This is a genomic window from Photorhabdus antumapuensis, from assembly GCF_020387775.1.
Taxonomy (GTDB): domain Bacteria; phylum Pseudomonadota; class Gammaproteobacteria; order Enterobacterales; family Enterobacteriaceae; genus Photorhabdus; species Photorhabdus antumapuensis.
Map to the genome: position 1 here is coordinate 176,012 of NZ_JAHZMK010000015.1, position 18,473 is coordinate 194,484.

The following is an 18,473-nucleotide window of genomic DNA, read 5'->3' on the forward strand; positions in this document are numbered from 1 at the left end:
GCTGCAACTCGAAATCTATTAGGTATATACTGTTTTAGATAATCAACCATTTTTCTGGCCTTTATTATGAATAAGCTTTCTTCATAAAATTGCACCTTAATCAGTTGGTGTCCAACTTTTGGGGTGCAGTTCAGCGAAGCGGGGTTTGCATTTATAAATGAATGTGAAATTCACATAATTTTTTAAATTCTTTTGATTGCCTATTTTTTAAATGCGAGGAAATCGTATCAATCATTGATACCACTGTTCGTTTAGCTTCTTCTTTATCACCGCCATTATGATTTACTTCTTCAATATAGGATGAGCATAACTTACAAAATTCAACTACTCTCTTTTCAAGGGTATTTGAATATTTGTCGATAAAATCATAATGGCGGTAATTATTAGCTCGTTTTAAGTAATCTGAATTTTGCATAGGTGTAGGTATGAATACCTCCTCTGAATTGAACCCGGCAATCTCCTTAGTATAGCTTCTGTATATAGACTCTAATAACCGCTGATTTTTACTGGATATAATCATAATTAGTCCATAAAGCGTGATGAATGCGCCAATTAGGATATGATTTTGTTGTGAGACAATTGGTTCAATATTGTTAAATTTGTTGCTGTATTGTGATAAAATATTTGTGTCCATATTAAAAGCCACTAAGATCCATATGATACCAATGCTCAGTAGAAGATAACCAAGTCCTCTCATTATTAACCCCCATTAGGATTATTGGGTAAAGTTATTTAGGTCTTACAATGGACCGACCATTTGCATATGACATAGCATAATTACCATCATTTTTTGTGTGAATAATGGCTTTATCGGTTGATAAAGTCATAAACTTTTCTGTCCTAAAACATTTGTTGCTGTAAGTTTGTGTATTTTACGTAATTCAGTCAATAATATAACATAGGGATTGATTCATTTCATGAAAATTTTATTCATCCTTATTATTCTCAGTGATTAAATTGGTTTCTAATTAGCAAGAAATTTAATAAAAATAGCAAGTATAGCAACTTCTATATAAATATAAGCCTACTAATCATTATTCGGATGCTTGATAAGTTTATGTATATTGCATTGATATTATTATCCTTGGCATAAATTTTTGATGGAAATTACGAGAGTTTTTTGATCTTATTGTTTACCAAAATAATTCCTATCTGAAATTTATTTTTATCTATTAAAATCTAAATATTTTTTACTGTATTCTATGAAAGTTAACAGTTGTTTTGACGTGACAACATATTGGGATTTTTAGAGAGATGAATTTTTCTTCGTAATTTTATCCTGATCGGACTTGTTCAGCGTACAAGTGTACGCTAAAGTGCTACGTGGCATAGATAGAAATCCCGCAGATAAACATATTTAATGAGGTATTTAATGAAGCGTGTAGTGATCACTGGCTTAGGTATTGTTTCCAGCATTGGTAATAATCAGAAAGAAGTACTGGCATCTCTGAAAGAAGGCTGCTCCGGGATAACTTTTTCTGATAAATTCAAAGAGATAGGAATGAGAAGCCATGTCTGGGGTAATGTAAAACTGGATACCTCCGGGTTAATAGACCGAAAAATTCAGCGTTTCATGAGCGATGCCTCTGTTTATGCTTATCTGGCGATGGAAGAGGCAATTAAAGATTCTGGCTTGGCTGATGATCAGGTTTCCAATATTCGTAGCGGACTGGTAGTGGGTTCTGGTGGTGGTTCCCCGCATAACCAGGTTGCGGGTGCTGATGGGATGCGTACTCGTGGTTTACGTGGTGTGGGACCTTATATGGTAACCCGTGCAATGGCTTCCGGTGTATCGGCTTGCCTTGCGACTCCTTTTAAAATCAAAGGGGTAAACTACTCTATCAGTTCTGCATGTTCTACTTCTGCCCATTGCATTGGTCATGCGGCTGAACTTATTCAGTTAGGAAAACAGGATATTGTTTTTGCCGGTGGTGGTGAAGAACTTTGCTGGGAAATGAGTTGTGAATTTGATGCAATGGGTGCACTTTCAACGAAATACAACGAAACGCCAGAAAAAGCGTCTCGTACTTACGATAAGAGCCGTGATGGTTTTGTTATTGCTGGCGGCGGCGGTATTGTTGTTGTGGAGGAATTAGAGCATGCATTGGCACGCGGCGCACACATATACGCTGAAATTGTTGGTTATGGAGCAACATCTGATGGTGCAGATATGGTTGTTCCATCTGGCGAAGGTGCGGTTCGTTGTATGAATATGGCACTACAAGGTGTGAAAGGTTCCATTGATTATGTGAACACGCATGGTACATCTACTCCTGCGGGTGATGTGAAAGAGTTGGAGGCGATCAGGGAAGTCTTTGGTGATACAACACCGGCAATTTCTGCAACAAAAGCGATGACCGGCCATTCACTGGGTGCTGCTGGTGTACACGAAGCGATTTATAGCCTACTGATGTTAGAGCATGGTTTTATTGCACCAAGTATCAACATTGAAGATCTTGATGATAAAGCAGCGGGCATGAATATCATCACTAAACCTACTGAGCAAAAGTTAAATACGGTGATGTCCAATAGTTTTGGTTTCGGTGGTACTAATGCTTCTTTGGTGATGAGCAAGTATTCGGCTTAATTTCCCTCATCACAGACTATTTCGATCGTGTCCAAACAACAATGGTCGTTATTTGATGCATCTTAGGTGACAGCATACAGCGAGTCACCTTTGTATGTATATTCCCATTTTTGCGTGCTGTTTGTATCTTGTCTGTTTCAACAGAAAAGGCCATTGTTAATAATGTTGAATACTCAATACTATTTAATAACTATTTAACAGTTGTTGGGAGTTTTGAATTACCGATTTGGTAAAGATAGTATTTTACCAAAGTGATTTTTGCTATGAATGTTGCAACAAACTTGGCGTGTTGTGTTATCTGTTTATAAGCGTGAATTCAAACCTATTTTGCTGAGTTTTGATTTTGTGTGAAATATAATGTAAATATGAAAGTATATTCCTGTTGCGGTAGAAAAGCCCATAATATTTTTATGGTAATTATGATTTTGTAATATTATAGGCTTTTGCTTATTACGCTTTGTTTTCATTGGCCATTTGCTGAATACGGCGCTTACGGATAATTCGTAATATTGGTGGAATAATCAAAACCAGAGCTGCTAGTATCAATAAACTCTGAGTAATTGTGCTGCTCCACAGAATGCCAAATTCTCCATTACTAATAGAAAGTGCGCGACGTAAATTTTGTTCCAGCATTTCTCCTAATACGAAACCGAGGATTAATGGCGACATCGGGAAATTCATCTTCCTCAGAATGTAGCCAAAAACGCCTAACCCTACCATCAACAGAAGATCAAATGTCGTACTGTGTATGGCATATACACCAACCGCTGAAACAGTAGCAATAGCTGGCACAAGGAACCAGAGTGGGATAGTGAGCATCCGTGTAAATAGACCTATCATTGGGATATTCATAATCAGCAGGATAATATTGGCAATCAATAAAGCCGCAATTAACCCCCAGACGATATCCGGCTGTTCAGTAAACATTCCCGGCCCAGGCGTAATATTATAGAGCGTTAATGCTCCCATCATAACGGCAGTGGTACCTGAACCTGGCACTCCTAATGTAAGCATTGGAATAAAGGAGCCACAGGCCGAAGCATTATTAGCCGCTTCTGGTGCTGCTACGCCGCGAATATCACCTTTACCAAATGAATCGCTATTCCCACTGAGCTTCTTCTCAGTCATGTAGGTAATTGCGCTGGCAATAGTCGCTCCTGCACCAGGCAAAATACCGACAAAGAAACCGATAAAGGAAGATCTAAGCGTTGGTATGGCGCATTCAGCCGCTTCCTTGCGATTGAACAGCAGACGGCCTGTTTTGCGGATAATGGTTTTGCCGGCGGAGGTACTCTCTAACATCAGCAAAATTTCGCTGACAGAAAACAGACCTATCACCACAACAATAAATTGAATACCATCTGACAGATGAACATTGTCGAAAGTAAAACGATAAACCCCGGTGTTGGCGTCTACTCCGACAGTTGCCAGACCCAATCCTATTAATGCTGCTAATAGTGATTTCAGCGGATTCTGGCTCATCATGCTACCCAGACAAGCAATAGCAAAAACCATAAGTGCAAAATATTCAGCAGGGCCGAAAGCCAGTGACCACTGCGCCAGTAATGGTGCAAACAAAATAATGCCGAAAATTGCCAGCAAAGAACCACAGAAAGAACTCACCGCAGAAATAGACAGCGCCACACCTGCACGGCCCTGTTTGGCCATCGGATAACCGTCTAATGCGGTCATAATGGCAGCGGCATCACCGGGAACATTCAGCAGAATCGATGATATACGTCCACCATACTCACAACCGATATAAACGGTTGCCAATAAGATCAAGGCAGATTCAGCAGGCAGTTTTAAAGCGAAAGCCAGTGGTAGCAGAATCGCGACACCATTAATCGGCCCAAGCCCCGGTAGCAGCCCAACAATCGTACCGACAAAACAGCCAATTAAAGCAATAATCAGGTTTTGCGGTACCATTGCAACTTCAAAACCTTGACTGAGATACATCCAGGTTTCCATAAATTCTCCGTCAGTTGAGCCAACTACCGAGAGGCAGGGTTACGTCAAGTAAGCGGTCAAAGGCGAAATATAACGCGACGCCAAGGAACACCCCGGAAATGATTGCGGCAGGCAGTGTTGCGTTAAACAACAGCGCGACACTGAATGTCAGCAACGCTGTAGCCAGAGGAAAACCAAGCCACTCGAATGACCAACCATAAATAACCAAAGAGAGAATCAGCAGCATTAGGCGACGGATAACGGGGGCACTAGGCCAATTGCTCTGTTCTGGTTTTTTGAAAAGTAGTAGTAAAGCACAGAGTGCCATTAGAGACAGAATGATCATTGGGAAAGGTCTGGGCCCCAGAGGTTCATAAGTGTATTCGCTCTGAATTCCCCAACCAATAACCATCCCAATGGTACAGAGTACTAACCAGATAGTAGCAAAAATACGATCGCTCATGATGATGACTCTGTTATTTGGCTAAGCCAAAAGCTCTGGCTTGTTCACGATATTGTTCAACCTGTTTTTTCACATAGCTGTCCAATTCTTTGCCGGTCATATTGAATTCGAACAACCCACGGATATTGCGTTGTTTTTTAAACGCATCTGTTTGTTGTAGTTTATTAAAAGTATCAACCCACCATTGATACTCTTCGTCAGAAACTTTTGGTCCCATGTAAAATCCGCGGATAATCGGCCATACCAGATCATAACCTTGCTCTTTGGCAGTAGGAATATTGGCTAAATCACCATCCAGTCGTTTATCTGCATAAACAGCCAGAACCCGGATTTTGTCTCCGTTCAGGTAAGGTACCATCTCGCTCAGATCACCGGAAACCGCCTGAATATGATTACCCAGCAGGGCAGTGACAGGTTCACCCCCTCCTTCAAAAGCGACATAACGCATCTTGTGAGGATCAATTCCAACTTCTTTTGCCAGCAGTGCTGTTTTCATCCAGTCCTGGCTACCGATAGAAGCGCCGGCACCAAATACAATCCTGTTGGGATTATCCTTAAAAGCATTCATCAAATCGTTCAGGCTGCGGTAAGGTGAATCGGCACGGACAGCAATCATTCCATAATCAGTACCAACACTTGCCAGCCAGCGAACATCGTTAACGTTATAGCGACCAAATTTTCCCTGAGACAAATTGAGTAGAGAGCCGCCAGAAAAGGCGACAATGGTTCCCGCTTCAGCAGGTCGTTGTGCGACGATAGCATTGTAAGCGACAGCACCAACACCACCGGGCATGAAGGTGACACGCATAGGCTTGCTGATCTCTTTCGTATCCAGTAGTGAAACTTGGACCAGTTTGCAGGTCAGGTCAAACCCGCCACCCGGTTTTGCGGGGGCAATACATTCGGTCCGGCTAGGTGCACTGGCAGCAAAAACACTGCTTGTGCCAAATAGTAGAGCGGTTGCCACTAACATCTTGATCGTTATAATTTTCATTTGTTTGCTCTCATCAATACCCGAGTAAGATATAATCACTACAAACGGATCTGGTTGACTCAATTAGTAATAACAAAACCTTTCATTTACCTTTCATTAACAAGAAAAGTTGTTGATATGTGATTTCAATCTCTTAAATTTGCGTAGCGTTTCGCATTAATGAGTTAACAACTGGCTACAGGCTTTCTTTTTTGTTTTGATTTGTTGTAAGTTTCTCGTAGTTTTGATGTTGCTCTGTTTTACTCGCGGTAACTTTACATTCGACTAAGGAGGTATCATGCAAATGGTAATTATTTATTTATGCAATGTGTTAAATTAAAAAGTATGGATTCGTTTGCTCACTTTAAAGTGCCTGTGAATGTAGGGAATTCAAGTATAACTGGTTCTACTAAGGGCATTCATCTTTACGGTAATGGCGCAGATATCTTGGTGATAAGCGTACCAAAAGAGATGAAGAAGAAAATTAACCAGATAGATAGTTCAATGGCATCAAAGACCAAAATCTCAATTAATATTAAGAATGACACCGATAAAGTTTTAAAAATGACGGGTTTATCCGCATTTCTTAATGATAAAGAGCCGATGGTGATATCGAATTTTAGTTTAAAAGTAGGCAATGAAATAAAACTCACTTTGTCTAATGTCTCTGTGGCATTTGTATTGGATGAACGTTTTGATTTTACTCCTGCGCTCATGGCAAAATCTGAGTAAATGGAAGCGGTAATAGAGATATTATTTCATTCGGTATGACAGAATACCCTATTATTCATAGCGAGGTATTTTGGCATGAAAATGGAATTGAGTCGAATTGATTTAGGGTCTGACTATTTTTCAGAAAAATAGGTGTGGCGATATAAACTGAAAATATAGTTATGTTTGTAATTATATACCTTATGGATTTCAAGATGCATCGCGACGGCAAGGGAGCGAATCCCCGGGAGCATAGATAACTATGTGACCGGGGTGAGCGAATGCAGCCAACAAAGAGGTAACTTGAAAGATAACGGGTATATTTATATTAATCGATTAGATATTGAAGATATGCGCTTACTTTTAGTGGAAGACCACCCTGAATTATTGCATTGGCTGCAAAAAGCACTGAGTAGTTCAGGATTTGCTGTAGATGTTGCTAGTGATGGCATAGTCGCTGATCAATTATTACAGACAGAAAACTATGCATTATTGATTCTGGATGTTTCTTTGCCTAGGTTGGATGGGCTTTCTCTGTTAGTTCGTTTGCGTAAGCGTGGGCAAAATTTACCGGTATTATTATTAACGGCGAAAGCCGATGTTTCTGACCGAGTGAAAGGGCTTAATTCTGGTGCCGATGATTATCTGACGAAACCTTTTGATTTACAGGAATTGGAAGCACGTATCCGGGCATTACTTCGTCGTAGTGCAAGTGTTCTACAGGGGACACTGACATTCGGCTCCCTTGTTTATCAGGATGATGGTTACTTTGTTCTGAACGATGAGCCATTGGCTTTGACACCACGGGAACTTTCGGTTTTGACAACATTGTTCCATCGTCGGGGGAGGCCTGTTTCTAAACAACAGCTCTTTGAACAAGTATTTGCACTGTCAGATGAAGCAAATCCACAAAGTATTGAACTTTATGTACACCGGATTCGGAAAAAATTGTCAGGCAGTAATGTGGGGATTAGTACATTACGGGGATTAGGTTATCGTCTGGAGTGCCAAAAAGATGACATGGTTTAAAGTACCGAACTCATTGTTTCATCAGTTACTTTTGTTTTTTGGTGTTCCACTGTTTGTGTTGGGTTGTTTATCGGTTTGCACCCATTATTTTAGTGCAGAGAATGCGGCGACATTGGCTTATGACCGTACTTTATTGGCATCTGCTCGAACTGTGGCAGAACGGCTGACTGTTAAGGATAACCAATTAATTGTCGATGTACCTTATGTGGTTCTGGATAGTTTTGAGCGAAATATGAATGATAGGCTGTTTTATCAGGTGTTATCTCCTGAAGGGGAGATAATTTCCGGTTATGATGATTTGCCTTTGATCCCTAAAGATGCGCTTCGCTCCAATTTATACACAGCTTTGGTTTATTTCTATGATGCTGAGTATCACGGCCGGCCCATTCGGGTTGCTGCCCTTTATCAACCGATCAATGAAGGGGGAATGATGGGAATGGCGTTGATACTAGTTGCTGAAACAGTGGCTTCCCGTCATTATCTTGCGCAACAATTATTAATATCTTCTTTGATGAGTCAAGGGACAGTGGTTGGGTTGACTCTGATTCTGGCTTATTTCCTGTTGAAACAGTTACTTAAACCACTACATAAACTTTCTGGTGTCATGGTCCGTCGTCCCGCTAATGATCTCACTCCGTTACCTGATATGTTGCCTTGGTCAGAACTTTCACCATTATTATATGCATTTAATCGTTATATAGAGCGACTGAAATTGATGGTGAGTCGGCAGGAGAGATTCAGTGCGGATGCTTCTCATCAACTCAGAACACCATTAGCAGTATTAAAAACTCAAGTAGCGGTAGCATTTGCTAGCAAAGATCCCGCTCAATGGAAAGAAAGTTTGCAGGCCATTGATAATACATTGGATAACACTATCTCTCTGACAGATCGTTTATTACAACTATCTCGTTTGAAAGCACATGAAAAGGAGGCCGTTCGGGATTATAGGCCGGTCAATTTAGTTGAATTGTTGCAACAGGCCTGTTTTTCTCGTTTGCAGCAGGCTGACAGTAAGAATATTGATTTGGGCTATGAAGGCGAAGATGCTCAATGGCTCAAGGGGGAACCTGTATTACTGACAGAAATGTGCGCTAACTTATTGGACAATGCAATTAAATATACGCCGGAAGGTGGCATTGTCACGGCTAGAGTGATTCTCAACTCTTGTAAGACATACTGTTATTTGGAAGTGGATGACAGTGGGCCGGGGATTGCTCAAGAAGAGGTTAATTTGTCACTGATGGCTTTTAATCGTCTTGATAATTCCGCAGGGCATGAAGGGGCGGGATTAGGATTAGCTCTGGTAAAAGACATTAGTTTTTATCATGGTACTCATCCCCAATTACTGCCCAGTGAAACACTGGGCGGTTTATTAGTAAGAATTCCTTTCAGGCTTTCTGATGATTAATTTTCTGCGGTTCTTCTGTTTTACGGCTAAAAAGAGGAGCACGTAATTGTTGTGCCAGTATGACACCTAATAGTGTTATGCCGCCACCGATCAGATGGTAACTGTGAATTTTTTCGTGCAGAACCAGAATAGCGATAATCGTTGTAAATATTGGCGTCAAATTCATAAATATGGCAGTAGTATTAGCACCAAGTTTTATGACACCTTGTATCCATAAATAGGGAGCAATGATCGAGGCTGGAATACCGGCGAATAGGACTAACGAGATATTGTTAGCATTCAATTGAACATCTTTGGTCAACAGGAAATTTGGCAGTAATAGCAGGACGCCAAAAGCAATCTGCACATACAGGGATTGCCAGTTGGGTAATGGAATAGACCAGTGTTTGGTTAACACGCCATAGAGTGCGTAGGAGATGGAGGCAATCAACATCATCAATTCACCGCGGCCTAAACCGTGTTGCAATAATGATATGGGAGCACCGGCGCTGATCAACCAGACTAAACCAGATAGAGATAAAACGGTACCAAGAGCAATACCGACGGTGGGAACAACACGTAAAATAAATATGCTGATGACAACCGTTAAAAGAGGAATCAATGAGCTAAAAATTCCCATAAATGTTGCACTGATACTGTGTGCAGCGTAATAGGCCAAGCTTTGATAAAGTACCATGCCAAGTGCGCCAAGAATTAATAATTTCCACCAATATTGACAGATTGTTTTCCATTGGCGAATGGCAGATAGTACAACAAAGGGTGTTAATGTGAGAAAGGCCAGGAACCAGCGATAAAAAGAGATTGCAGCCGGATCAATAGCCGTAGCGGAGGCTTTACTCACCACGGCATTAATTGACCAAATCAAGACGGCCAGAAGTGGAAAAATCATATTCATATAGATAAGTCGCATTGAGATAAAAATGAGTGTTTAGTCTAATGGTGTCTGATTTATTATATATAACGATAATCAGCCAATGGATAAGGCAATTGAGACAATATGACAGAAAAACTTCATATTCCTGTAGAAATCATGGGTATTCCGGCCAGTATCTCTTTCCGTAGCGAGTTATTCAGTGCGAATACTGAGTGTTTACGTCATACCCATCCATTTGGGCAACTTATTTATGTCGTTTGTGGCGTAATGGCAATGAATGCTGGAGGACAGCATTTTTTAGCTCCACCGCAATTCTGTGTCTGGATACCGGAAGGGATAGAGCATTCGGGATATAGTAGAAAAGCAATGAGATTCAGGGCAATAGATATTTCTCATGAATGGGGGAAATTATTGCCGAATACTCCTTGTATTATCCGGCTTAACTCTATATTCAATGCGATTATGACTGACTGTTTTGAACGTAAATTGAAAATACCAGAAACAGAACAGGATTTACGGTTAGCTCAAGTGCTGATTGATCAGTTAATTCAATCCCCTGTTCAGCATACCTATCTGCCTTCATCTAAAGATAAACTTTTGGCGCCGATATTACAGGAACTTGAGAGTAATCCCGCTGATAATACGCCATTAGCGCAATGGGCAAAACAGCGTTATACCTCGGAACGTACTTTGTCACGGCGTTGCCAGCAAGAATTGGGAATGTCATTTAGTGAGTGGCGGCAGCGGTTACGGTTTTTACATGCTATCTCTTTGCTGGAGCAGGGAAAAACCGTTAATGAAGTTGCTTTTGATGTGGGTTATAGCTCATCTTCTGCTTTTATTGCTATGTTTCAGCAATTGGCAGGTACGACACCGGAACGTTTCAGGAAAAGTTAACAACAAAAGAAACCGTTATTATGGGTTTTGTTATAATTAAATGGCAGAATAAGTTCGCTACGTCCGTTTTAATGCCACAGGATGGAATTAAGTGAAGATTCTGGTTGATGAAAATATGCCTTATGCTGAACAACTGTTTCAGCAATTAGGGGATGTACAAGCTATTTCGGGGCGTCCGGTGTCGGAAGGTGCACTGGATAACGCGGATGCGTTTATGGTTCGTTCGGTGACTAAAGTTAATGAAGAATTGCTGAAAGGCAGCTCGGTAAAATTTATCGGTACGGCAACGGCGGGGACAGACCATGTAGATCAGTCGTGGCTATCTCAGGCGGGAATCGGGTTTTCTGCTGCGCCGGGATGCAATGCCATTGCTGTAGTTGAATATGTTTTCTCCGCATTAATGTTACTGGCTGAACGTGACAATTTTGAACTCAAAGATAAGGTTGTCGGGATCATTGGTGTCGGTAATGTCGGAAGTAGACTGGCAGAACGGTTAGCTGTCCTTGGTATCCGGACACTCTTATGTGATCCTCCAAGAGCTGACAGAGGTGATGCCGGCGAATTTTGGCCATTGGAGAAACTGGTCAAAGAGGCGGATATTCTGACATTCCATACGCCACTGAATAAATCAGGTCCATATAAAACACTTCATCTGGCGGGTGCTGAATTATTGTCGGCTTTGCCGAATAACCGCATATTGATTAACGCCAGCCGGGGTGAAGTTGTTGATAATCAGGCACTGCTTGCCGAGTTGAAGTGTGGTAAAAAACTCAGTGTTGTGCTGGATGTTTGGGAGCCGGAACCTGATTTATCCCTGCCATTGCTGGAATTAGTCGATATAGGTACTCCGCATATCGCGGGTTATACCCTCGAAGGTAAGGCACGTGGCACCACACAGGTATTTGAGGCTTATTGTGGATTCCTTGATCAACCCCGTAAAGTTGCCTTATCTGAGCTGTTGCCTGAGCCTGATTTCAGCCGGGTCACTCTGCATGGAAATGTGACTCAAAGCACACTAAAGCGATTGATACATTTAGTGTATGATGTGCGCCGCGATGATACCCCGTTACGGCAGGTTGCCGGTCAGAAAGGGCAATTCGATCTTCTGCGTAAAAACTATCTGGAACGTCGGGAATGGTCATCTCTAACTGTGTGTTGTGATAACAGAGAGAGTGCTGAGTTGTTAGCCGCTCTTGGTTTCAGTACAGAACTGATTTAATTCGTGCAGAAATATGCCTGCATATCAGAAAGATAAGGTGGAGAAAACCAACATGTCGGAAGGATGGAATATTGCCCTGTTGGGTGCGACAGGTGCGGTAGGTGAAGCGATACTGGCGTTATTACAGGAGCGTCAGTTTCCCGTTGGTGAACTGTATCCTCTTGCCAGTGAACATAGTGCCGGTGAAAACCTGCGTTTTAATGGTAAAAGTTTAATTGTCCGTGATGTTGCTGATTTTGACTGGTCACAGGTACAACTCGCTTTTTTTGTGGCCGGAACAGAAGCCACGGCACAGTATGCTGAACAAGCAGCAGAAGCAGGTTGTCTGGTGCTCGATAGCAGCGGATTGTTTGCTATGGAGCTGGATGTTCCCTTGGTTGTCCCGGGTGTGAATCCTCATGCGTTGGCGGATTATCGTAACCGAAATATTGTCGCTTTGGCAGATTGCATGACCAGTCAGGTGTTGACAGCAATTAAACCGTTGGTTGACGCCGCAGGAATTGCACGCTTACATTTGACTAATTTGCTCTCTGTCTCGGTTCACGGCAAAGCGGCAGTTGATGAATTAGCCGGGCAGAGCGCCCGTTTACTTAACGGTATCCCACCAGAGCCAGGTCGTTTTAGCAAGCAATTGGCATTTAATCTTTTACCGTTGCTGGCAGATGCTGAAGGCTCGGTGCGTGAAGAGCGCTGTCTTGTGGATCAGATACGCAAAATTTTACAGGATGAGGGGCTGCCGATTTCAGTTAGTTGCGTTCAGTCTTCGGTTTTTTATGGTAATGCTCAGGTAGTCCATTTGGAAACATTGCGTCCGGTTGGTGTGGAAGAAGCCCGCGAAGAATTAGAGCGGATGGTTGATATTAACGTTTCAGCGGAAGGCGATTATCCGACTCCGGTGACAGACGCATCTGGTAATGATTTGTTGAGTATTGGCTGTCTGCGTAATGATTATGGTATGCCGGAAGTATTACAATTCTGGTCTGTAGCCGACAATATTCGGTTTGGTGGTGCGCTGATGGCGGTTGAGACTGCGGAAAAACTGATTCAGGAGCAATTTTACTGATGTTGGGTACAGAACAAACAGAATTTGTGCCAGGTTCAAAGATGAAAATTGCATTGGGAATTGAGTACGATGGCAGCCGATATTATGGCTGGCAGCGTCAGCAGGAAGTAAAAAGTGTTCAGGGATGCCTTGAGGCAGCATTATCAAAAGTCGCCGATGAACCCATATCGGTATTTTGTGCTGGTCGGACCGATGCTGGAGTACATGCAACAGGGCAAGTCGTTCATTTTGAAACGTCTGTGCAGCGCAAGGATGCGGCGTGGACAATGGGCGTGAACGCACATTTACCACCGGATATTGCTGTTCGTTGGGTAAAAACCGTGGATGAGGATTTCCATGCCCGTTTCAGCGCGGCTGCCCGGCGGTATCGTTATATTATTTTTAATCATCGTTATCGTCCGGCAGTACTGGCCTGTGGTGTGACACATTTTCACTATCCACTGGATGAAAAGCGGATGCATCAGGCTGCGCAGTGTTTGTTGGGGGAAAATGATTTTACCTCTTTCCGTGCGGTTCAATGCCAATCCAAAACACCTTGGCGTAATGTGATGCATATTAATGTCAACCGTTACGGACATTACGTTGTCATAGATATTAAAGCCAATGCTTTTGTTCATCATATGGTGCGTAATATTGCCGGTAGTCTGATGGAAATTGGCTGTGGGAATCAGGATATTAACTGGATGGTCCAGTTGCTTGCTTTAAAAGATCGGACGAAAGCCGCTGCGACGGCAAAAGCAGCAGGATTGTATCTGGTTGCTGTTGATTATCCGGTGCAATTTGATTTGCCTGGCGCTGTTATGGGGCCTCTGTTTTTGGCAGATGATCTGATTTAACAATTCTAGTTGCCGACACGGATGTTTTGGCATAGCGGGGAATATTATGGAATTTCTGACTCATTTTGTTGATTTCGCTAAATTTATTATTGATTTCATTCTCCATGTTGACATTCATTTAGCCGAACTGGTCGCACAATATGGCGATTGGGTATATGGCATTCTGTTTCTGATTTTATTTTGTGAAACAGGGTTAGTGATTACTCCGTTTCTGCCGGGAGATTCGCTGTTATTTGTTGCCGGCGCTTTAGCGGCTCTGGGCTCAAATGATCTGAATGTACATATCATGGTGGCATTGATGATTATTGCGGCTATTATTGGTGATGCGGTGAACTATGCTATTGGTCGCATCTTTGGCGAAAGGTTATTTACTAATCCAAATTCAAAAATTTTCCGCCGCAGTTATTTAGATAAAACACATGATTTTTATGAAAAACATGGTGGGAAGGCAATTATTCTGGCGCGATTTGTACCCATTATCAGAACATTTGCACCATTCGTTGCAGGTATGGGGAAAATGTCTTATCGTCATTTTGCTGCTTATAACGTGATTGGCGCACTGGTTTGGGTACTGTTATTCACCTATGCTGGTTATATATTCGGTGATATGCCAATGGTACAACAGAATTTGAAACTGTTGATTGTCGCTATCATCTTTATCTCAATCCTGCCCGGAGTGATTGAAATCTGGCGTCATCGTCGTACGGTGATGAAGCAGAAGACTGATAACCGGTAACAGGTTTGAGCAGTTTTTTATCCACACTGTAATAGCATTGTGGTTTAATGGCACACATAACAAAACTGGCATAAGCCAGATTCAGACGGAAAGATCATGCAATGAGCTGGATTGAAAAAATTCTTAATAAAAGCAACATTACCCAAACTCGTAAAGCGAATATCCCAGAAGGAGTTTGGACTAAATGTGATAGTTGCAGTCAGGTGCTCTACCGTGCTGAGTTAGAGCGTAATCTTGAGGTTTGCCCTAAATGTGATCATCACATGCGTATTTCGGCGCGTACTCGATTGGCAACGTTCCTTGATGAAGGAGCAATGACGGAATTAGGGGGAGAATTAGAGCCAAAAGATATTCTTAAATTCCGCGATTCCAAAAAGTATAAAGATCGTATATCAGCAGCGCAGAAGCAAACCCAAGAAAAAGATGCACTGATCGTGATGAAAGGTACCCTGAGTGGTATGCCAGTTGTCGCTGCCGCTTTTGAATTTGCATTTATGGGCGGTTCCATGGCTTCGGTTGTTGGTGCCCGTTTTGTCCGTGCCGTAGAACAAGCGTTGGCAGATAATTGTCCTCTGGTTTGTTTTTCTTCCAGTGGTGGCGCACGTATGCAAGAGGCATTGATGTCACTGATGCAGATGGCGAAAACCAGTGCTGCTTTAGCAAAAATGCAGGAACGTGGTTTGCCTTATATCTCTGTCATGACTGATCCGACAATGGGTGGTGTTTCAGCAAGTTTGGCGATGTTAGGTGATATTAATATTGCTGAACCAAAGGCATTGATTGGTTTTGCCGGGCCACGGGTTATTGAGCAGACCGTTCGTGAAAAATTACCGTCCGGTTTCCAGCGTAGTGAATTTTTGCTGGGAAAGGGGGCAATTGACATGATAGTTCGTCGCCCTGAAATGCGTGACACACTTGCCAGTTTACTTTCTAAACTAACTCATCAGTCGCAGCCAGGTACTAAGCCAATTGTTGCTGAATTTGTGGCAGAACCCGCTGATGTTGAGGCGGATATTCAAATAAGTACCAATAAAGAAGATGTCTGATACTTTACAAATTCCTCAAGCCACGTCGCCATTGATGACGTGGCTTTCCTACCTTGGGAACCTGCATACTAAGGCCATTGATATGGGGCTTGAGCGTGTGGGGAAACTTGCCCGAACTTTGGCGTTAGTTAATCCTGCACCTAAGGTGATAACTGTATCCGGTACTAATGGTAAAGGTACTACCTGTTGCACGATAGAATCTATTCTGTTAGCGGCTGGGCTGAGAGTGGGTGTTTACAGCTCTCCGCATCTTGTACGTTATACCGAAAGAGTTCGTATTCAGGGTAAAGAGTTACCTGAACAGGAATTCTGTCGTGTATTTGCGGATATTGAATCTCGTCGCGGTGATATTTCTCTGACTTATTTTGAATATGGCACATTAGCGGCTTTGCAACTGTTTAAACAAGCTTGTCTGGATGTAGTCATTTTAGAAGTAGGCTTAGGTGGGCGACTGGATGCGACAAATATTGTGGACGCCGATATTGCCGCTATTACCAGTATTGCAATTGATCATGTTGATTGGTTGGGTGCCGATCGCGAACATATTGGTCGTGAGAAAGCAGGGATTTTCCGTAAAGATCGCTTTGCCGTGGTTGGCGAGCCGGATATGCCATCTTCTATTGCGGAAGTTGCGGGTGAATTAGGAGCCAAGTTGTTCCGTTGTGGCATTGACTGGCGTTTCTCTCGACAGGATAAAAACTGGCACTGGCAATCTGATGATAGGCTATTTAGCAATCTACCTTTACCAAATGTTCCTTTGATGAATGCCGCAACGGCGATGGGTGTTATTTGTTGCCTGTTACAACAAGATGATAAAGTCAGTCGAGCTATTAATGAGAGTGCAATCCATCAAGGGCTACAGAATGCACAGTTGCCTGGGCGTTTCCAGATAGTTCGTGAAAATCCATTGTTGATCTTGGATGTGGCGCATAATCCCCATGCGGCGGCTTATCTGGTACAGAAATTGGCCCAGTTACCCCGTCAGCCGGGCAGTAGAATCCTTGGTGTAGTGGGTATGTTAGGTGATAAGGATATTGCCGGTACACTGACTTGCCTGTCACAGCAAATAAATGAGTGGTATTGCGCTCCGTTGACTGAACTGCGTGGTGCAGATGCACAGACACTGGCTCAGCATCTTGAACAGCCACGGGTATTTACTGATGTGGAAAGTGCCTGGTATCAGGCGATGGCTGATGCTGATGAGCAAGATATTGTTGTTGTTTGTGGTTCATTCCACACAGTAGCGTATGTCATGGAGGCTCTGGACAGGGAGAAGGGAAGTGGCAAGTAAATTTCAGAATCGTTTGGTTGGTACAATTGTATTGGTAGCATTGGGTGTCATTGTGCTGCCTGCGTTGTTAGACGGCAACAAGAAATATAATGAAGATAAGTTTGCATCAATTCCTCTGGTGCCAAAGCCTGGGGATGAGCAAGAAATCGAATCTATACCTCCTCTTAATCCACCAATATTATCAGTGCCTCTGGAAGATGAGACAGAGGCATTGCTGCCAGAAACACTGGAGCAGCCGGAAATACCATTGGTTACTGCTCCTCAGCCCGCGCTGATAGTACCTCCTGCTGTTCAGCCAGAATTGAAACTTCAACCACAGATCAAGCTTGAACCAAAACCAGATGCCAAGCCGCCAGCGCCGGCGAAATCTAAACCAGACGTTAAGCCAGAACCGAAACCTGAAGTTAAACCGGTTGAGACAACCCCTCAAGGGCAGGCTTACATTGTACAACTGGGTGCTTTGAAAAATGCCGGAAAGGTAGATGAAATCGTTGCCAGACTGCGTTTGTCTGGTTATCAGGTTTATACAGTTCCTTCATCTCCGGTTCAGGGGCAATTAACGAGAATATATGTTGGTCCGAATGCTTCTAAGCAACAACTTGACTCGGCATTATCAGAATTGAAAAGTTTGACTGGGTTACAAGGGCAGGTAAGGAGTTACAGGCCGTAATAAAAGTGGGTGATGCCTATGTGACAAATAGGACAACTATCATGAAGAAATAAATATTAAGTGACTGCGGCGATGATGATTATTCAAATTCGTCGCCTTAATTATTTTCCGTGGGATAGGAAATCTGCTGCGCAAACGTTTTCGTTTTCTGTTAGAATGCACCTGAAACGGATGCCGAGGTGTCTATTTTGGAATTAAAACATGGTTTGGATTGATTACGTTATTATCGCGATTATTGGCTTCTCGGCATTAGTTAGCCTGATTCGTGGGTTTATTCGTGAGGCATTATCACTGGTCACCTGGGGATGTGCTTTCTTTGTGGCAAGCCATTTCTATACTTACTTAGCGGTCTATTTTACTCGTTTTGAAGATGAATTGGTGCGTAACGGGATTGCTATTGCGTTGCTGTTTATTGCTACTTTGATTGTCGGTTCTGTAGTGAACTATGTGATAGGTTCTCTTGTGCAACGGACTGGATTGTCAGGTACTGATCGAGTATTGGGGATCTGCTTTGGGGCATTGCGTGGTGTGTTGATTGTTGCTGCTATTCTGTTTTTTCTGGATACATTTACACCATTGGCTCGAAGTGAGGATTGGAAACAGTCACAATTGATCCCGCAGTTCAGTCATATCATAAGGTGGTTCTTTGACTACCTGCAAAATGCGTCAAGTTTCTTGCCGGAGAAATATACCTCTCCGTTTGGCTGATGAGGAAAAACT

Annotated in this window: 18 protein-coding genes; 13 read left to right on the forward strand and 5 right to left on the reverse strand. The window is 42.6% G+C overall.

Going from position 1 to position 18,473, the window contains the following annotated elements; genetic code table 11:
* Window positions 1-151: 151 nt before the first annotated feature.
* The gene (locus tag KZ793_RS06785; RefSeq protein WP_225814642.1) at window positions 152-697 is read right to left on the reverse strand and encodes a hypothetical protein; all 546 of its coding nucleotides are present in this window, start codon (window positions 695-697) and stop codon (window positions 152-154) included.
* Window positions 698-1,372: 675 nt separating this feature from the next.
* Here KZ793_RS06785 and fabB point away from each other — a divergent pair.
* Complete coding sequence (fabB, locus tag KZ793_RS06790) at window positions 1,373-2,587, forward strand: beta-ketoacyl-ACP synthase I (RefSeq protein ID WP_225814643.1); 1,215 nt, start codon at window positions 1,373-1,375, stop codon at window positions 2,585-2,587.
* A 450-nt stretch (window positions 2,588-3,037) separates the two neighbouring features.
* Here the strand turns inward: fabB and KZ793_RS06795 are convergent, their stop codons facing one another.
* The 3 genes from KZ793_RS06795 to KZ793_RS06805 are packed head-to-tail and all read right to left on the reverse strand — an operon-like array spanning window position 3,038 to window position 5,994.
* Window positions 3,038-4,558: a tripartite tricarboxylate transporter permease gene (locus tag KZ793_RS06795; protein WP_225814645.1), complete on the reverse strand. Its 1,521-nt coding sequence runs from the start codon at window positions 4,556-4,558 to the stop codon at window positions 3,038-3,040.
* A gap of 10 nt (window positions 4,559-4,568) precedes the next feature.
* Window positions 4,569-5,000 carry a tripartite tricarboxylate transporter TctB family protein gene (locus tag KZ793_RS06800; protein WP_225814652.1) on the reverse strand — a complete coding sequence of 144 codons (432 nt, stop codon included), beginning with the start codon at window positions 4,998-5,000 and terminating at the stop codon, window positions 4,569-4,571.
* A gap of 13 nt (window positions 5,001-5,013) precedes the next feature.
* A complete protein-coding gene (locus tag KZ793_RS06805; RefSeq protein ID WP_225814653.1) occupies window positions 5,014-5,994 on the reverse strand; it encodes a Bug family tripartite tricarboxylate transporter substrate binding protein in 981 nt (326 codons plus the stop codon).
* Between the two features lie 300 nt (window positions 5,995-6,294).
* Between KZ793_RS06805 and KZ793_RS06810 the strand changes: the two genes are divergently transcribed.
* From KZ793_RS06810 to KZ793_RS06820, 3 genes are all read left to right on the forward strand, one after another.
* Entirely contained in the window at window positions 6,295-6,705 is a 411-nt protein-coding gene (locus KZ793_RS06810) for a DUF7424 family protein (RefSeq protein WP_225814655.1), read from the forward strand.
* Between the two features lie 330 nt (window positions 6,706-7,035).
* Window positions 7,036-7,713, forward strand: a complete 678-nt coding sequence (gene tctD / locus KZ793_RS06815) for a transcriptional regulator TctD (RefSeq protein ID WP_225814709.1) — start codon at window positions 7,036-7,038, stop codon at window positions 7,711-7,713.
* Window positions 7,700-9,121 (forward strand): sensor histidine kinase, encoded by a 1,422-nt coding sequence (locus KZ793_RS06820; RefSeq protein WP_225814658.1) that lies wholly within the window; start codon window positions 7,700-7,702, stop codon window positions 9,119-9,121. The genes tctD and KZ793_RS06820 overlap by 14 nt, the downstream gene beginning before the upstream one ends.
* Here KZ793_RS06820 and KZ793_RS06825 read toward each other — a convergent pair.
* Window positions 9,102-10,016, reverse strand: a complete 915-nt coding sequence (locus tag KZ793_RS06825) for a DMT family transporter (RefSeq protein WP_225814660.1) — start codon at window positions 10,014-10,016, stop codon at window positions 9,102-9,104. The genes KZ793_RS06820 and KZ793_RS06825 overlap by 20 nt on opposite strands.
* Before the next feature lie 102 nt (window positions 10,017-10,118).
* Between KZ793_RS06825 and KZ793_RS06830 the strand changes: the two genes are divergently transcribed.
* From KZ793_RS06830 to cvpA, 9 genes are all read left to right on the forward strand, one after another.
* The gene (locus KZ793_RS06830; RefSeq protein WP_225814662.1) at window positions 10,119-10,892 is read left to right on the forward strand and encodes an AraC family transcriptional regulator; all 774 of its coding nucleotides are present in this window, start codon (window positions 10,119-10,121) and stop codon (window positions 10,890-10,892) included.
* 91 nt (window positions 10,893-10,983) lie between these two features.
* Window positions 10,984-12,111, forward strand: coding sequence for a 4-phosphoerythronate dehydrogenase PdxB (gene pdxB, locus KZ793_RS06835; protein ID WP_225814664.1), 1,128 nt, complete (start codon window positions 10,984-10,986; stop codon window positions 12,109-12,111).
* Window positions 12,112-12,163: 52 nt separating this feature from the next.
* A complete protein-coding gene (locus tag KZ793_RS06840; RefSeq protein WP_225814666.1) occupies window positions 12,164-13,174 on the forward strand; it encodes an aspartate-semialdehyde dehydrogenase in 1,011 nt (336 codons plus the stop codon).
* Between the two features lie 41 nt (window positions 13,175-13,215).
* Complete coding sequence (gene truA, locus KZ793_RS06845; RefSeq protein WP_225814712.1) at window positions 13,216-14,010, forward strand: tRNA pseudouridine(38-40) synthase TruA; 795 nt, start codon at window positions 13,216-13,218, stop codon at window positions 14,008-14,010.
* A gap of 46 nt (window positions 14,011-14,056) precedes the next feature.
* Window positions 14,057-14,746 carry a DedA family protein gene (locus tag KZ793_RS06850; protein WP_225814668.1) on the forward strand — a complete coding sequence of 230 codons (690 nt, stop codon included), beginning with the start codon at window positions 14,057-14,059 and terminating at the stop codon, window positions 14,744-14,746.
* Window positions 14,747-14,847: 101 nt separating this feature from the next.
* Window positions 14,848-15,792: an acetyl-CoA carboxylase, carboxyltransferase subunit beta gene (gene accD, locus KZ793_RS06855; protein WP_225814670.1), complete on the forward strand. Its 945-nt coding sequence runs from the start codon at window positions 14,848-14,850 to the stop codon at window positions 15,790-15,792.
* Window positions 15,785-17,083 (forward strand): bifunctional tetrahydrofolate synthase/dihydrofolate synthase, encoded by a 1,299-nt coding sequence (folC, locus tag KZ793_RS06860; protein WP_225814672.1) that lies wholly within the window; start codon window positions 15,785-15,787, stop codon window positions 17,081-17,083. The genes accD and folC overlap by 8 nt, the downstream gene beginning before the upstream one ends.
* Window positions 17,073-17,753: a cell division protein DedD gene (gene dedD / locus KZ793_RS06865; RefSeq protein ID WP_225814674.1), complete on the forward strand. Its 681-nt coding sequence runs from the start codon at window positions 17,073-17,075 to the stop codon at window positions 17,751-17,753. Before folC ends, dedD begins: the two co-directional genes overlap by 11 nt.
* Before the next feature lie 201 nt (window positions 17,754-17,954).
* Window positions 17,955-18,461: a colicin V production protein gene (gene cvpA / locus KZ793_RS06870; protein WP_118986360.1), complete on the forward strand. Its 507-nt coding sequence runs from the start codon at window positions 17,955-17,957 to the stop codon at window positions 18,459-18,461.
* The last annotated feature ends 12 nt before the right edge of the window (window positions 18,462-18,473 follow it).

Coding starts and splice junctions, on each gene's coding strand:
- cvpA (WP_118986360.1), top strand. CDS start 17,955: ATGGTTTGGATTGATTACGTTATTATCGCGATTATTGGCTTCTCGGCA.
- KZ793_RS06795 (WP_225814645.1), bottom strand. CDS start 4,558: ATGGAAACCTGGATGTATCTCAGTCAAGGTTTTGAAGTTGCAATGGTA.
- tctD (WP_225814709.1), top strand. CDS start 7,036: ATGCGCTTACTTTTAGTGGAAGACCACCCTGAATTATTGCATTGGCTG.
- KZ793_RS06785 (WP_225814642.1), bottom strand. CDS start 697: ATGAGAGGACTTGGTTATCTTCTACTGAGCATTGGTATCATATGGATC.
- fabB (WP_225814643.1), top strand. CDS start 1,373: ATGAAGCGTGTAGTGATCACTGGCTTAGGTATTGTTTCCAGCATTGGT.
- KZ793_RS06830 (WP_225814662.1), top strand. CDS start 10,119: ATGACAGAAAAACTTCATATTCCTGTAGAAATCATGGGTATTCCGGCC.
- accD (WP_225814670.1), top strand. CDS start 14,848: ATGAGCTGGATTGAAAAAATTCTTAATAAAAGCAACATTACCCAAACT.
- KZ793_RS06840 (WP_225814666.1), top strand. CDS start 12,164: ATGTCGGAAGGATGGAATATTGCCCTGTTGGGTGCGACAGGTGCGGTA.
- KZ793_RS06825 (WP_225814660.1), bottom strand. CDS start 10,016: ATGAATATGATTTTTCCACTTCTGGCCGTCTTGATTTGGTCAATTAAT.
- KZ793_RS06800 (WP_225814652.1), bottom strand. CDS start 5,000: ATGAGCGATCGTATTTTTGCTACTATCTGGTTAGTACTCTGTACCATT.
- KZ793_RS06805 (WP_225814653.1), bottom strand. CDS start 5,994: ATGAAAATTATAACGATCAAGATGTTAGTGGCAACCGCTCTACTATTT.
- KZ793_RS06850 (WP_225814668.1), top strand. CDS start 14,057: ATGGAATTTCTGACTCATTTTGTTGATTTCGCTAAATTTATTATTGAT.
- KZ793_RS06820 (WP_225814658.1), top strand. CDS start 7,700: ATGACATGGTTTAAAGTACCGAACTCATTGTTTCATCAGTTACTTTTG.
- KZ793_RS06810 (WP_225814655.1), top strand. CDS start 6,295: ATGCAATGTGTTAAATTAAAAAGTATGGATTCGTTTGCTCACTTTAAA.
- truA (WP_225814712.1), top strand. CDS start 13,216: ATGAAAATTGCATTGGGAATTGAGTACGATGGCAGCCGATATTATGGC.
- folC (WP_225814672.1), top strand. CDS start 15,785: ATGTCTGATACTTTACAAATTCCTCAAGCCACGTCGCCATTGATGACG.